Genomic DNA, 14,028 nt, shown 5'->3' on the forward strand with positions numbered 1-14,028 from the left:
GCCGGTGGGGCGCAGTCGGGGAACCCCCAGTGCCGGCGGGGTAGAAGCCTTCTTACAATGTGTTGCAGCAACCGCTGGAGGGCGCCATGGCACACGTCACCTGGGACCACAACCAACCTACCACCTGGATAGCGACGGTCAGCGGGCAAGCCGTCTGCTCCGTCAAGCGCAAGGACATTGGCGGGTGGACAGCGGGCTGGACGGATGAGCGCTTGTGGCCGGCGCCGGCCCATCTGCCCAAGGCTCTGCCGCAGCCCACGCGGTTTTTCAGCAGCCTGGAAGAAGCCAAGGTGGCGGTGGAGCAGGCGCTGTCGACCTGAGCGCTGTTCCTTGTGTGGGTGCTTCGGTGTCGTTGCGGTGCTAACGCGCCACAGCCCTGCCTGAAACCCCCAATGCAGGCGTCGGCTGGTCGCCTGTAGCTACTGTGTGCCTGGATTGTGGGCGGAGGCCGGGTGTGCGCCCGGCGGCGCACCTACCTTCTTTTGCTTCGCCAAAAGAACGTAGGCCAAGAAAAGGCGACCCCGCTGCCCGTGTCCCCCTCGCCCGGTGGGCGAGGGGGCAGCCTGCGATGCTCGGTCCTGGGGTGACGCCGAAGAACTCCCTGCGCTGCCTCTGCGAGGCAGCTCCGGTCAAACAGCTTCGGCGAGCCAGATGACGATGCGCGTGTCCTTCGGCACGCGCTCACCCCAGGCCCTGCGCTTCTCGGCACGGTCAGAAGGGGCTGGGAGCGGGCTCCACTCGGGCCATTGCTTCGCTCGGCCCCAACTGCCTCGCTACGCGTCGGCCTGAGCAGAGTGATCGTGCCCACGCGTCGGCAGCGCGCAGCGCGAACCGACCCCAGGCGCAACTGCGCAGCAGCAGCCGTCTTTGACCCCGCTCCCCACCCCTGCTGGCTGCGCCGAGAAGCGCAGGGGCTGGGGTGGGCGTGTGTGCCGAAGGACACACACGCTTCGTGATCTGACTTGCCGCAGCTGTTTGAGCGGAGTTCGAAGAACGCAGCGAGTTCATCGGCACCACCCCAGGCCCGAGCATCGCAGGTTGCCCCCGTTCGCCCGACAGGGCGAACGGGGGACGCAGACTGGGGGTCGCCTTTTCTTGGCCCACCTTCTTTTGGCGACGCAAAAGAAGGTGGGTGCGCCGCCGGGCGCACACCCCGGCCTCCGCCCTCAACACAACAACAGAAGCAACGTCTCATCAAAGACCGACATCACCACCCCCCAAAACGACCCCACTCCCCCACCACAACCCCACCCTCCACCGCCCGATACTCCCCATACTGCGCCCCCGTGGCACACGCATGGTTCGGCAATATCCGCAACTGCCTCCCCACCGGAAACCGCCGCGCAATATCGCCCATGTCCGGCGACCCGGATCCACCGGCCAGCGACAGGATCCCGTGCTCCTGGTTCGCGCCGCTCAGCACATACCCATCGAGCACCGTCCCATCCACATCGCACACCTGCCCATAGCCATAGTCGCGCGACTGCTTTTGCGTCCCTCGGTCGCGGCTCATGGCCATCCAGCCGGCGTCGACGATGGCCCAGCCCTTGTCCACCTGGTGGCCGATCACGGTGGTCAGCACGCTCAGGGCGATGTCGTCGGTGCTGCACACGCCCACGTTGTGCATCACCAGGTCGAAGAACACGTACACCCCGGCGCGCACCTCGGTCACGCCCGCAAGGTCCTTGGCCGACAGGGCCGTGGGCGTGGAGCCCACGCTCACCACGGCGCAGGGCAGTCCCGCCGCGCGCAGGCGCTCGGCGGCGTGCACGCAGCCAGCGCGCTCCTGCTCGGCCAGGGCCGTGAGGGCCTCGGGGGTGTTCAGGTCGTAGCTGCCGCCGGCGTGCGTCATGACGCCGGCCAGGCGCATGCCGCCCGCGTGCAGGGCGCGGCCCACGTCGAGCAGTGCGGCCTCGTCGGGGCGGATGCCCGAGCGGTGGCCGTCGGTGTCCACTTCGATCAGCACTTCGAACACCTCGCCGTGCTCGCGGCCGAAGTCCACGATGGCCTGGGCGGCCGCGATGTTGTCGGTGATGATCTTCAGGTCGCAGCCCTGGCGGCGCAGCGCCAGCACCTGGGGCAGTTTGTGCGGCACGGTGCCCACGGCGTAGAGGATGTCGGTGATGCCGTGGGCGAAGAACTGCGCTGCCTCCTTGAGGGTGGAGACCGTGATTCCCTGGGCGCCGGCGGCGATCTGCGCGTCGGTCACGGCCGGGCACTTGGCCGTTTTGGCGTGCGGGCGAAAGCGCACGCCCAGCGCGTTCATGCGCTGCTGCATGCGCGCGATATTGCGTTGCATGCGTGGCAGCTCGATCAGCGCGGCGGGGGTGTCGATCTGCGCCAGGGGAGTCCTGGGGTGGTTGGCTGTTGCTTCTTGCATGGCGGGGGCTCCTTTTCGCTCGCGGGATCAGCCGGCGAGCAGGCTGCAGAAACGCTCCATGTCGACGTTGCCGCCGCTGATCAGCACGCCCACCTTCTTGCCCTTGAGCTCGGCGGCGCGTGCACGCGCCGCCGCAAAGCCCAGGCAGCCCGTGGGCTCCACCACCAGCTTCATGCGCGTGGCGAAAAAGCGCATGGCGTCCACCAGCTGCGCATCGCTCACGGTGAGGATGTCGTCCACGTCGCGGTGGATGATGGGGAAGGTGATCTGCCCCAGGTGCTGCGTCTGCGCGCCATCGGCAATGGTCTGGGGCGTGTCGATGTGCACGATGGAGCCGGTTCGGAAGGACTGCTGCCCGTCGTTGCCCGCCTCGGGCTCCACGCCGTAGAGCTTGCACCGGGGGGACAGCGCGCGGGTGGACAGGGCTGAGCCCGAGAGCAGGCCGCCGCCGCCCAGGCAGACGAAGAAGGCGTCAAGCTCGCCCACCTCCTCGAACAATTCCTTGGCAGCCGTGCCCTGGCCGGCCAGCACGTCGGCATGGTCGTACGGCGGGATCATGGTCAGGCCGTTGCGCTCGGCCAGGTCGCGGGTGATCTGCTCGCGGTCTTGCGTGTAGCGGTCGTAGAACACCACGTTGGCGCCGTAGCCCTGCGTGGCCGCAATCTTGGCGGCGGGGGCGTCCTGCGGCATGACGATGGTGGCCGGCATGCCCAGCTCGCGCGCGGCCAGGGCGATGCCCTGCGCGTGGTTGCCCGACGAGAACGCGATCACCCCGGCCTTGCGCTGCGTGGCGTCGAACCGGGCCAGCGCGTTGTACGCACCGCGGAACTTGAACGCGCCCATGCGCTGCAGGTTTTCGCACTTGAAGAACACCTGGGCGCCCAGCTCTTGGTCGAGGATGCGCGAGGTGAGCACCGGCGTGCGGTGCGCAACGCCCGCGATGCGGTCGGCAGCGGCCACGACGTCGTCGTAGGTGGGAAGGCGGTTGGCGGTGGGGGTGTTAGTGGTCATGGCAACGATGGGTGGTGGTTGAAAGCGGGATGGGAACGGAGTGAAGCGGAGAGGGCCGGTGTCACCACGGCCAGGCAATCGCAGTGCCCAGGCCCTGCGCGAGCGCCTGGGTATGCAGCATGCGAGCGACGGTCAGGTCCTGCAGGGCCAGGCCCGTCATGTCGAACACGGTGATGTCCTGCGCGCCGCGCGCCACCTGCACCTGGCCGGTGAGCACATCGCCCAGTTCGCCGCAGGGCAGGCCGGGCGGTGCCCATTGCGCCTCGCCAATCTGGCGGGCCTGCGTGGCGTCGTCCACGAACACGCGGGCGCGCTCCAGCAGGCCCTCGGGCAGCTCGCGCTTGCCTTGGGTGTCGGTGCCCACGGCGTTGATGTGGGTGCCTGGCTGCACGGCCGCTGCGTCGAACAGCGCGCCACCGCCCGGCGTGGCGGTGACGACCACATCGCTCGCGGCCACGGCTTCATTCGCATCGGTGGCCAGGGCGATATCGCAGCGGTCGGCAAAAGCCGCCTCGAAGCCCTCGTTGCGCCGCCCACCCTGTGCCACATAGCGCACCTGCCGCAGCGCGGGCAGCACCTGCAACGCAAAGCGCAGCTGCACGCGCGCCTGCACGCCGGTGCCGAAGAGGCACAGGCGCGTGCTGTCGGCCCGCGCCAGGTGCTGCAGGCCCAGCGCGCCGGCTGCGCCTGTGCGCTCGGTGGTGATCGCATTGCCATCCAGCACGCACAGCGGCCGGCCTGTTGCAGGGTCGATCAGCATGACGGTGGCCTGGTGCGGCTCGCCACCCTGCGCGCGGTTGGCGGGCCAGAAGCCTGCGGCCTTGAAGCCCAGCAGCCCTTGGGCGGGCACGTCGCCCGACTTGATACCGAACACCCCGCCCGTGGGCAATGCCTCGCGCACCACGGGGAACACCCGGCCCGCGCGCTGGCTGTGCAGGGTGAAGGCCTCGTGCACGGCGCGCAGCACGTCCTGCGGCTGCAGCAGGGCGCCGACCTGGTGCGTGTCGAGCAGCAGCAGTTGCGCCCGCGCACGGGGGGCCGGTGCGGTGGTGGCGCTGTTCATGCCGTCAGCTCACCACGTGCGTCGCCGTACACCGTGGCACGCGATACGCCCAGGTGCTGCGCCACCACCTCCATCGCGCGGCGCACCTCCAGGCTGCCCGACTCCCTGAGCTCGCGCAGCAGCGCGCGCCGCTCCGCCGCCTTGAGCGCACGCGGCGCGGTGGACAGGCGCGCCGCGAACTGGTCGATGCGCAGGCGGATGGCATCGGCCCCGGCCGGGTCCAGCGACTCGGTGAGCCCCGTGTCCCCGTCGATGGCGGTGAACTGCCCCACCACGCTCTGCAGGCTGCGAAACAGCGTGAGGTCCACGTTCAGGCACAGCGCGGCGATGTACTCGCCCGACGAATCCTTGATGCCCACCGAGGTGCTCTTGGCCTGGCGCCCATCGGAAAACTGGTTGGCGTAGTTGGCGATGACCTGCGGGTAGTCGGGGTCGGCGATGCGCGCCAGCCCCAGCTCGGTCGTCGGCTCGCCCACGGCCCGGCCCGAGAGGTTGTTGTGGATCGCCAGGATGGACTGGCCCGGGTCCAGCAGGTCGTGCACCACCACCTCGCAAAACGGTGCGAAGGTGGCCGCGAGGCCCTGGGCCACCTGCTCGATCTGGGAGAGCAGGGCCTTTTGTTCGGGGGTGCGGTGCGGGGCAGAGGAGGGAGTGCGTTTTGCCATTTGGATAATTTATCCAAAAATGGATAAATTGTCAAAAATCATACGACCAACGGGCATGGGATGCCTGCCGCTCGGCCTGGTGGACTACCATGACGGCGTGAAAACCTCCGAAGCACTGCCCCAGTTCCGGGCCCACCAGGGCGATGCCGGCGTCAACCTCGAGCTGGGCCTGCGCAGCACCCATCTGGGCAGCGGCATCCACTACGGCCCGCTGGGGGACTGCTACAGCACCACCGGCCCGCGCCCGGGCTACCGGTGCCGGCTCTGATGGTGCAGCCCGTTCACAAAAGCCATGCCGCTCTGCGATGGCCCTGCCGCGTGGGCCTGTTGCTGGTGGCCGCCATGCTGTGCGCGGGCTGCGCTGTACCGCGCGGGCCCATGGTGCCGCTGGGCCAGGGCAGCTTTGCCCAGTACCGTGCCGAAACACAGGACTGGATGGCGCAGCACCGCGCCTTCCAGAGCGATGAGCGCGACAGCGAGCTGGCGCGCAACGCGCCCATGGAATGGCGGCCGGCGCAGCCCGCGCGCAAGGGCGTGGTGTTGTTCCACGGCCTGGGCGATTCGCCCTGGTCGTTTGCCGACATCGGGCAGGCGCTGGCGGGCCAGGGCTTTCTGGTGCGCACGGCGCTGTTGCCCGGCCACGGCACGCGGCCGGCCGATCTGATCGGCGTGGACCTGGACGACTGGCGCCGGCTGGTGGCGCAGCAGGCGGCCCTGCTGGCGCAGGAGGTTCCCGAGGTCTACCTGGGCGGCTTTTCCACCGGCGCCAACCTGGCGCTGGAGTACGCGCTGGACCACCCCGAGGTCGCCGGCCTGGTGCTTTTTTCGCCGGCCCTCAAGTCGGGCGTGCCGCTGGACTGGATCGTGCCCTGGGTGGCGCGCGTGCGCACCTGGCTGCGCCAGCCCGACTCCGCGCACCCCCAGCAGACCCCCCTGCGCTACCTCAACGTGCCCACCAACGGCTTTGCGCAGTACTACCGCAGCGCCGCCGCCGTGCGCGAGAAGATTGCGCGCCAGCCCTATGCCAGGCCGGCCCTGCTGGTGCTGGCGCAGCACGATTCGGTGGTGGATGTGGAGCATGTGCTCGGCACCTTCGAGACCCGCTTCACCCACCCCGCCAGCCGCCTCATCTGGTACGGCGAGCTGCCAGCGGCGCGTGGCGGCGCCACGCCACAGCGCGAAGGCACCGGGCAGCACACGCGTGTGCTGGTGCGCACCGACAGGCTGCCCGAGCAGCGCATCAGCCAGTTCTCGCACATGGGTGTGCTGTTCTCGCCGGCCAACCCGCTCTACGGCACCGAAGGCACCCAGCGGATGTGCTGGAACGGGCAGGACGCCGCCGACCAGGCCCGCTGCATGGCGGGCGAGCCGGTGTGGTACTCGGACTGGGGCTACCGCGAGAGCGCCAAGGTGCATGCACGGCTGACCTTCAATCCCTACTTTGACTGGCAGGCCGAAGTCATGCGCGAAGTGCTGGCCGCCGAGTGAGCTCGCGGAGCATCAAGAGGCTTGCCGCGGCCAACGGCTGGGCCGCTGTTGGCGCACAGGCCCAGTCGCTGCAAATGCGCCGATTTGGTTTTACAGTGGGTACCCTGCCCAGGTTGCTTGATCCCGGGCGCCCCCAACCCATGCCCAAACCCCATCACAACGTCTACGTCGTGGAACTCTCCATGGCGGTGCTCAGCGAACGCAAGTTCCGCAGGTGCAACCCGAACTACATCGAGGGCAAGCCCTGCGTGTACGTGGGCATGACCGGGCTGGACCCGGATCTGCGCTTCGACAAGCACAAGGCCGGCATCCAGGCCAACCGCTTCGTGCAGCAGTACGGGCTGCGCCTGCTGCCCGATCTGTACGAGGGGTTCAACCCCATGAGCTACCAGGACGCGGTGGACCGCGAGATCGAAGTCGGCATCGACCTGCGCTCGGCCGGGTTCGGGGTGTGGCAGGCGTGATGCGAGTCAGTGCGCCACCACGGGCCTTTTGAAAAACGCATCCAGCACAGGCACCAGGCCGGGGAACTCCGCCGCGAAGCGCGCGCGGTTCACGAAGTAGGCCTCGCAGGCCACGGCGAAGAATTCGGAGGGCGAGGTGGCGCCGTAGGCATCGAGCCAGGGCATCTCGGCGCCGAAGCGCTCGGCCTTGATCACCGCCTCGCGAAAGTCCGCGTACGCGGGCTCCCAGGCATTCCACCAGGCCTCGTACGCACCGCGGCCGGTGCGGGCGCCCATGAAGCCTGCGGGCAGGGGCGGGCAGCCGTTGGGCTCGCCGCTGCCGCGCATGTCGAGCTTGTGCACGAACTCATGCACCACCACGTTGGTGCCGCGCTCGGTGTTCTCGCGGCCGTTGGAGGCGTGCTCCCAGCTGAGCATGATGGGGCCGCGGTCCATGGCCTCGCCCAGCAGCACCTGCTCGTGTTCGTGCACCACGCCGGCCTCGTCCACGGTCTGCCGTTTGGCCACGGCCTCGCCGGGGTGCAGCACGATGCCGACGAAATCGTCGTACCACGCGAGGGCCTTGGCCGGGTCGCCCCAGTGCAGCAGGGGCAGGCAGGCCTGTGCTGCGATGTCGATGGCCATGGCGTCGGTCACCTCCATGCCGTGCGCGCCGTGAAAGCGCTTGTGGTGCAAAAAGAGGGCGCTCAGCGCGCGCAGCTTGGACTGGTCGTGCAGCGACAGCGCTGCCAGGAAGGGGTAGCGCTGCAGTGTTTCGAGCCACAGCGTGGCCGAGATGTCGGGCACGGGGGCCACGGTGGTGCGCACGCGGCGCCAGAGCCGGTTCAGGATGGGAGGCATGGTGTCAGAGCATGCCAACAAAAGCATGCACTTGGAATCAAGACCCCTCTTACCTGGGGCCGAGAGGGATACGTTCCAAGACCGTATTCGACAAACGCAGTGTTTCCAGCCGGGGGGGCAATGCGGCGGCGTCCCAGTCGCTGAGCACTACGCGGGTGAGCCCTGGCGCAAGCGTGTGCTGCGCAGGGCGGTGGGTGTGGCCGTGGACCAGTGTGCTGGCGCCGGCCGCCTGCAGCCAGGCGAGGGTGGCAGGGCCATCCAGATCGGCATAGATGGTGCCCGATTGCTTCTTGGCCTCGCTTTCCTGGCGGATGCCGCGCGCCTGGGCGCGGCGCGTGGCCAGGGGCTGGGCCAGAAAGGCCTGCTGCCAGGCACTGCTGCGCGCCTGCACGCGAAAGCGCTGGTAGTCCACGTCGTCCAGGCACAGCAGGTCGCCGTGGCTCAGCACAATGCGCTGCTCGCCGAAGACCAGCACCGTGGGGTCGGCCAGGCCGGCCATGCCCGTGCGCTGCAGAAAGGCCGGGCCGGCCAGGAAGTCGCGGTTGCCGTGCATGAAGTAAAGCGGCAGGCGCTTTGACGCGGCGGACAGTGCGGCGCAGCCCTCGGCCTCGAAGCTGCCGGGCTCGTCGATGGCATCGTCGCCCACCCACACCTCGAAAAGGTCGCCCAGGATGAACAGGGCATCGGCCGGGGTGGTCTGCAGGTAGTGCTGGAACGCGGCCACCGTGGCGGGCTCGCTGGCCTGCAGGTGCAGGTCCGAAATGAATTCGACCGTGCGCCAGCCCGAGGGAGCAATCAGCTCCTCGAACCGGGGCACGGTCGTGGTCACGGGGTGACGGCTGTCGCTCAATTACAGAGCTACGGCCTTTTCGATGATCACGTCGTCTTTTGGCACGTCATCATGAAAGCCCTTGCGGCCCGTCTTCACGGCCTTGATCTTGTCCACCACGTCGGCGCCACCGACCACCTTGCCGAACACGGCGTAGCCCCAGCCCTGGGCCGAGGGGGCGGTGTGGTTCAGAAAGCCGTTGTCGGCCACGTTGATGAAGAACTGGGCGGTGGCAGAGTGCGGGTCGCTCGTGCGGGCCATGGCCACGGTGTAGTTGGCGTTCTTCAGGCCGTTGTTGGCTTCGTTCTGGATCGGGGCATCGCTGGGCTTTTGCGCCATGCCGGGTTCGAAACCGCCGCCTTGCACCATGAAGCCGGGGATCACACGGTGGAAGATGGTGTTGTTGTAGTGGCCCTTGTTCACGTAGGCCAGGAAGTTCTCGGCCGACTTGGGGGCCTTTTCGGCGTCGAGTTCGAGGGTGATGACACCGTAGCCGGTGATGTGCAGTTCGACTTGGGGGTTGCTCATGGCAATGCTTCCTTCTGAAGGGGTAAAGGGGGATTACTTCACGACCGAGGCGGACGTGATGACGATGGGGGTGGTGGGCACGTCGCCGCGCCCGGTGGGCACGGCCTTGATCTTGTCGACCACGTCGGCGCCGCTGATCACCTTGCCGAACACGGCGTAGCCATGGCCGTCAGGGCTGGGGGCGTTCAGGCTGTCGTTGTTCTTCACGTTGATGAAGAACTGCGCGGTGGCCGACTCCGGGTTGGAGGTGCGTGCCATGGCCACGGTGTAGGTGTCGTTCTTGAGGCCATTCTTGGCCTCCAGAGCGATCGGCGGCCGGGTGGACTTTTGCTGCATGTCGGGCGTGAAGCCGCCGCCCTGGATCATGAAGTTGTTGATCACGCGGTGGAAGATGGTGCCGTCGTAGTGCTTGGCGTTCACGTAGGCCAGAAAGTTCTCCACCGTCTTGGGGGCCTTGGCGGGGTCGAGTTGCAGCACGATGTCGCCCATGGAGGTGGTGAGCTTGACCTTGGGCGCATCCTGCGCGTGGGCGGGGGTCGCCAGGCCGACCAGGGCCGACAGTGCGATGCCGGCCAGCGACAGAGCCGCGTTTCTCTTGGAAATCATCCAATCACTCCTTCAAAGAATATTTGCCATTGCTGGCCCTTGCGCTTCCAGTACTGGCGCTTGACGGGGCCGGTGCGTGCGCCTTCGGCGACTTCGCCGAACGTTACCACCATGGTGTCGGTGGCGTCTGTCCAGCGCAGGTAAGACTTGTCCTTGAGCTGTATTTCACGGCCCTTCAAGGCGCGCGACTCGGCCTGCAGCACCGTGGTCCACTCCGACAGGGGCTTTTGCCGGTAGCTCTGGAAATCGGGGGCGTAAAAGCCCGTCAGCCGCGCCATGTCGCCCTGCGACTTGGCGGTGCGCCAGGCGTTGAGCACGGCCTCGAAGGCATTGCGCTCGGCCTGCACGCTGTGCGCGGCCACCCACTGCAGCTGGCGGGCAATCACCACGGGGGTGGAGCGGGGCTCCACCTGGCGCAGGATGCGCTCCAGGTCGGGGTTGGCCAGCACCACGCAGCCATCGGTGGCCAGGGGGGCGCGCGCGAACTGGTCGGGCGGTGTGCCGTGCAGCCAGATGCCGCTGCCGGTCTTGCCCCTGCTCTGGTCCAGCGGGTTGGGGTAGTTGATGGGCAGGGCGCCGGCACCGTAGAAGTCCTTGAGCGTGACCGGGTCCAGGCGGCTGGTGATGAAGTACACACCCAGAGGCGTGCGCTGGTCGCCCTCGACCAGCTTTTCGATGCCCAGCTTGCCCACGGAGGCGTAGTAGTCGGCCACCAGCTGCAAACCCTTGGGCGTGTTCTCGAACAGGTACAGGCGCGAGCGCGATGCGTCGATGGCGATCGCGTGGCGCGAGCGGCTGGACAGCTCCAGGAACTGGGCGGGTATGCGGTCGGGGCCTGGGCGGTTCTTGTGCGCCTGCACGCGCTGCAGCGACTCGGTGCGCAGCTCGTCGAGCATGCCGCCGGCTTCGGGGGCACGCGCGGCATCGGCCTCGGGCACGTCGCCGAGCTTGCGCACGGGGCGCACGCGGGCGTTGAGCAGGTCACCCAGCGCCAGTTGCGCGAGCTGAAAATTGGGGTAGTCGCGTGCCAGGCTTTCGGCGCGGGCCAGTGCCTCGCGGCCACGGCCCTGGCCGGTGAGCTGGTAGACCTCCATCAACCGCGTCTCGGCCTGGCCGTCGCGCAGGTTCTCGGGGGCTTTCGCCTGCTTGGCGGCACCGGCGCCGCGCATGCGGTTTTGCGGATTCTGGGCGAAGGCGGGCGCTGCCTGCGCGGCGGCAGCCAGCAACAGCACAACGGCCGCCGTGTGGCGGCCCCAGCGGGGCGAATCCACCATCATGTCCGTAGGTTGGTCAGCGGCTGGTTCGAAACTGTTCGCCAGCCCACAGGATGGGCGCCGTCGCCATGTCGTGCACCACCATCAGCCGCCGGTGGCTTCCCGCACGATGGCCCAGCGGCCGCCGTTCTGCACCAGGTCCAGCGTCTTGCGGCTGGTCACGTTGAGCGCGTCGGCGCTGTAGGCCTGGCGAAAGCGCGCCGTGGCCTTGTTGCCGCTCACGCTCACGGTGATGTCGGAGACCTGCACGGCGATTTTGGATTTGCCCACGATGCGCGATTCGCGCTCTTTCTCCCAGGCGGCGCGGGTCTGGCGGCCTGGCGGGTCGAAGTCCTTGTCGTAGGCGCCCAGGTAGGCCTTCATGTCCTTGGCGGCCCAGGCGGCGGCCCAGGCCTGCACAGCGGCGGTGACTTCCTGGGTGGATGCGGGCGCAGCAGCTGCGGCGGCAGGGGCGGGCGCCACGGCTGCGGGTGCCGGCGCTGCGGCGGCCGGGGCGGGAGCGGGGGTTGGAGCCGGGGCTGCGGGTGCAGGCGCCGGTGCGGCGGGCGCAGCGGCTGGAGCCGGGGCAGGGCGCTGTGTGGCGACCACGGCAGGTGCGGGTGAAGGTGAGGGTGCCGGTGCTGCAGCGGCAGGGCGGGTCTTGCCCGACGGGTCGGCCGAGAACAGCTCGCGGATCAGCGCCAGCTTGGGCTTGACCGAGTTGGCGTTGGTCGCGTCGAGCTGCAGCGCCTTGTTGTAGGCCTGGCTGGCCAGCTTGGCGTAGATGTCGCCCAGGTTCTCGTGCGCGGTGGCGTAGCTGGGGTTGGTGCGGATGGCCATCTCCAGCGCGGTGCGGGCCTTGTCCAGCTGGTTCTGGTTGGCGTAGAGCACGGCCAGGTTGTTGTAGGGCTCGGGCAGCTCGGGGTACTCTTCGGTCAGCTTGGTGAAGGTGGCGATGGCCTCGGTGGGCTTGCCCGAGTCGGACTGGGCCACGCCGCGCAGAAAGCGCAGTTGCGGGTCGCGCGGGCTGGTGGCCAGGCGCTGGTCGGCCTTGGTCAGGGCTTCGCCCGCCTTGCCCGCCTTGAGCAACTGCGTGATGTCGGCGTAGTCGTCGGCCGCATGTGCCAGGGTGGTGCCCACCAATGCCGTCAGGGCCAGCAGGCGCAAAATTCGGGGGAGGGTGCGGCGGACTGGTTGCTTCATGAGGGTATGGAAGGTGATGGACAGCGTCGAACCCTGGCGGGGCTTATACTGCGGCGGATTGTAGCTGAGGGGGTGGTCATGACGGTGCGCTGTTGCCGCTGGTGATTTCGATGGGCGTTCGCTGACGAACGCGCCCCCCGAGGGGCCTGTTCCCGCTGCTGCCGGGTGAACGGGCTTCACCCACACCCCCCTTTCGGTTTCCCCCTGACTGACATCCCATGAGTTTGCGCATCTACAACACGCTTTCGCGTGAGTTGGAGAACTTTTCCCCGCTCGAATCTGGCCATGTGCGCATGTATGTGTGCGGCATGACCATCTATGACCTGTGCCACATCGGCCACGCCCGCATGATGATGGCGTTCGACGTGGTGCAGCGCTGGCTCAAGGCCAGCGACCTGCGCGTGACCTACGTGCGCAATATCACCGACATCGACGACAAGATCATCCGGCGGGCGCTGGAGCGCGGCATCACCATCCGTGCCCTCACGGACGAGATGATCGCCGCCATGCACACCGATATCGCGGCCCTGGGCATCGAGCCTCCCTCCATCGAGCCGCGTGCCACCGAATACGTGCCGCAGATGCTCTCGCTCATCGGCGCCCTGGAAGGCAAGGGTCTTGCCTACCGCGCCAGCAACGGTGATGTGAATTACTCGGTGCGCAAGTTCGACGGCTACGGCAAGCTCTCGGGCAAGTCCATCGACGAACTGCGCGCCGGCGAGCGCGTGGCCGTGCTCGATGGCAAGGAAGATCCGCTCGATTTCGTATTGTGGAAGGCTTCCAAGCCCGAAGAGCCGCCCGAGGCCAAGTGGGACAGCGAATTCGGCTCGGGCCGCCCCGGCTGGCACATCGAGTGCTCGGCCATGTGCGGCGCCACGCTGGGCGAGACCTTCGACATCCACGGCGGCGGCATGGACCTGCAGTTCCCGCACCACGAGAACGAGATCGCCCAGAGCGAGGGTGCCAACGGCAAGCCCCTGGCGAAGTTCTGGGTGCACAACGGTTTTGTGCGCGTGGACAACGAGAAGATGAGCAAGTCGCTCGGCAACTTCTTCACCATCCGCGAGGTGCTGGCCCAGTACGACCCCGAGACGGTGCGCTTCTTCATCGTGCGCGCCCATTACCGCAGCGCCCTGAACTACAGCGACGCCCACCTGGACGACGCGCGCCAGGCCCTCAAACGCCTGTACACCGCCCTCAGCCTGGTGGCGCCGGCCCCTTTGGCCGCCATCGACTGGACCACCCCCTACGCTGCGCGCTTCAAGGCGGCCATGGACGAGGACTTCGGCACGCCCGAGGCCATGGCGGTGCTGTTCGACCTGGCGGGCGAGGTGAACAGGACCCGCTCGGCCGAGCTGGCCGGGCTGCTCAAGGCCCTGGGCGCTTGCCTGGGCATTCTGCAGGGCGAACCAGAGGCCTTTTTGAAGGCCGGTGCCGGGCTGGACGAAGCCGCCATCGGCGAGCAGATCGCCGCCCGCGCTGCCGCCAAGGCTGCCAAGAATTTCGCCGAGGCCGACCGTATCCGCCAGGCGCTGCAGGCCCAGGGCATCGTGCTCAAGGATTCCGCCGCTGGCACCACCTGGGAAGCCGCCCAGTGACCCGCATGCCCCCGATAGAACAACGCATGAACGAAGAGAACAAGAACAACCCCCATGGCAGCGGCAAGAAAAATGGCTAAAGAGGATCTGTTGGTACCTG

The 14,028-nt window shown here is 68.0% G+C and carries 15 protein-coding genes; 5 read left to right on the plus strand and 10 right to left on the minus strand.

From position 1 onward, the window contains the following. The first annotated feature begins 86 nt into the window (after positions 1-86). Entirely contained in the window at positions 87-320 is a 234-nt protein-coding gene (locus ACSQ3Y_RS10915) for a hypothetical protein (protein WP_057269468.1), read from the plus strand. A gap of 887 nt (positions 321-1,207) precedes the next feature. Here the strand turns inward: ACSQ3Y_RS10915 and ACSQ3Y_RS10920 are convergent. The 4 genes from ACSQ3Y_RS10920 to ACSQ3Y_RS10935 form a co-directional block, all read right to left on the minus strand. Continuing rightward, on the minus strand, positions 1,208-2,380 hold the full coding sequence (locus ACSQ3Y_RS10920; protein ID WP_436177290.1) for a DSD1 family PLP-dependent enzyme: 1,173 nt from the start codon (positions 2,378-2,380) through the stop codon (positions 1,208-1,210). Positions 2,381-2,407: 27 nt separating this feature from the next. Continuing rightward, complete coding sequence (locus ACSQ3Y_RS10925; protein ID WP_436177291.1) at positions 2,408-3,391, minus strand: threo-3-hydroxy-L-aspartate ammonia-lyase; 984 nt, start codon at positions 3,389-3,391, stop codon at positions 2,408-2,410. A gap of 61 nt (positions 3,392-3,452) precedes the next feature. Next, complete coding sequence (locus ACSQ3Y_RS10930; protein WP_428001912.1) at positions 3,453-4,454, minus strand: ornithine cyclodeaminase family protein; 1,002 nt, start codon at positions 4,452-4,454, stop codon at positions 3,453-3,455. Further along, the gene (locus tag ACSQ3Y_RS10935) at positions 4,451-5,119 is read right to left on the minus strand and encodes a helix-turn-helix transcriptional regulator (protein WP_428001911.1); all 669 of its coding nucleotides are present in this window, start codon (positions 5,117-5,119) and stop codon (positions 4,451-4,453) included. Before ACSQ3Y_RS10935 ends, ACSQ3Y_RS10930 begins: the two co-directional genes overlap by 4 nt. A 55-nt stretch (positions 5,120-5,174) precedes the next feature. Between ACSQ3Y_RS10935 and ACSQ3Y_RS10940 the strand changes: the two genes are divergently transcribed. From ACSQ3Y_RS10940 to ACSQ3Y_RS10950, 3 genes are all read left to right on the plus strand, one after another. Next, positions 5,175-5,387 (plus strand): hypothetical protein, encoded by a 213-nt coding sequence (locus ACSQ3Y_RS10940; protein WP_057264277.1) that lies wholly within the window; start codon positions 5,175-5,177, stop codon positions 5,385-5,387. Beyond that, complete coding sequence (locus ACSQ3Y_RS10945; RefSeq protein ID WP_436177292.1) at positions 5,387-6,607, plus strand: alpha/beta hydrolase; 1,221 nt, start codon at positions 5,387-5,389, stop codon at positions 6,605-6,607. The genes ACSQ3Y_RS10940 and ACSQ3Y_RS10945 overlap by 1 nt, the downstream gene beginning before the upstream one ends. 140 nt (positions 6,608-6,747) lie before the next feature. Next, positions 6,748-7,071, plus strand: a complete 324-nt coding sequence (locus tag ACSQ3Y_RS10950; RefSeq protein ID WP_436177293.1) for a hypothetical protein — start codon at positions 6,748-6,750, stop codon at positions 7,069-7,071. A gap of 6 nt (positions 7,072-7,077) precedes the next feature. On the opposite strand, the gene ACSQ3Y_RS10955 is transcribed toward ACSQ3Y_RS10950, so the two are convergent. The 6 genes from ACSQ3Y_RS10955 to ACSQ3Y_RS10980 form a co-directional block, all read right to left on the minus strand. Then, entirely contained in the window at positions 7,078-7,911 is an 834-nt protein-coding gene (locus ACSQ3Y_RS10955; RefSeq protein WP_436177294.1) for a zinc-dependent peptidase, read from the minus strand. 49 nt (positions 7,912-7,960) lie between these two features. After that, positions 7,961-8,740, minus strand: a complete 780-nt coding sequence (locus ACSQ3Y_RS10960) for a UDP-2,3-diacylglucosamine diphosphatase (protein WP_436177295.1) — start codon at positions 8,738-8,740, stop codon at positions 7,961-7,963. 21 nt (positions 8,741-8,761) lie between these two features. After that, positions 8,762-9,268 carry a peptidylprolyl isomerase gene (locus ACSQ3Y_RS10965; RefSeq protein WP_057199527.1) on the minus strand — a complete coding sequence of 169 codons (507 nt, stop codon included), beginning with the start codon at positions 9,266-9,268 and terminating at the stop codon, positions 8,762-8,764. 33 nt (positions 9,269-9,301) lie between these two features. After that, complete coding sequence (locus ACSQ3Y_RS10970) at positions 9,302-9,874, minus strand: peptidylprolyl isomerase (RefSeq protein ID WP_436177296.1); 573 nt, start codon at positions 9,872-9,874, stop codon at positions 9,302-9,304. Then, positions 9,871-11,151 (minus strand): L,D-transpeptidase family protein, encoded by a 1,281-nt coding sequence (locus ACSQ3Y_RS10975; protein ID WP_436177297.1) that lies wholly within the window; start codon positions 11,149-11,151, stop codon positions 9,871-9,873. The genes ACSQ3Y_RS10970 and ACSQ3Y_RS10975 overlap by 4 nt, the downstream gene beginning before the upstream one ends. 81 nt (positions 11,152-11,232) lie before the next feature. Further along, entirely contained in the window at positions 11,233-12,330 is a 1,098-nt protein-coding gene (locus ACSQ3Y_RS10980) for a L,D-transpeptidase Cds6 family protein (protein WP_436177298.1), read from the minus strand. Between the two features lie 218 nt (positions 12,331-12,548). Here ACSQ3Y_RS10980 and cysS point away from each other — a divergent pair, with 218 nt between their 5' ends. Beyond that, positions 12,549-13,928: a cysteine--tRNA ligase gene (gene cysS, locus ACSQ3Y_RS10985; protein ID WP_436177299.1), complete on the plus strand. Its 1,380-nt coding sequence runs from the start codon at positions 12,549-12,551 to the stop codon at positions 13,926-13,928. The last annotated feature ends 100 nt before the right edge of the window (positions 13,929-14,028 follow it).

Source organism: Acidovorax sp. LjRoot66 (assembly GCF_964253305.1).
Taxonomy (GTDB): Bacteria; Pseudomonadota; Gammaproteobacteria; order Burkholderiales; family Burkholderiaceae_C; genus Acidovorax.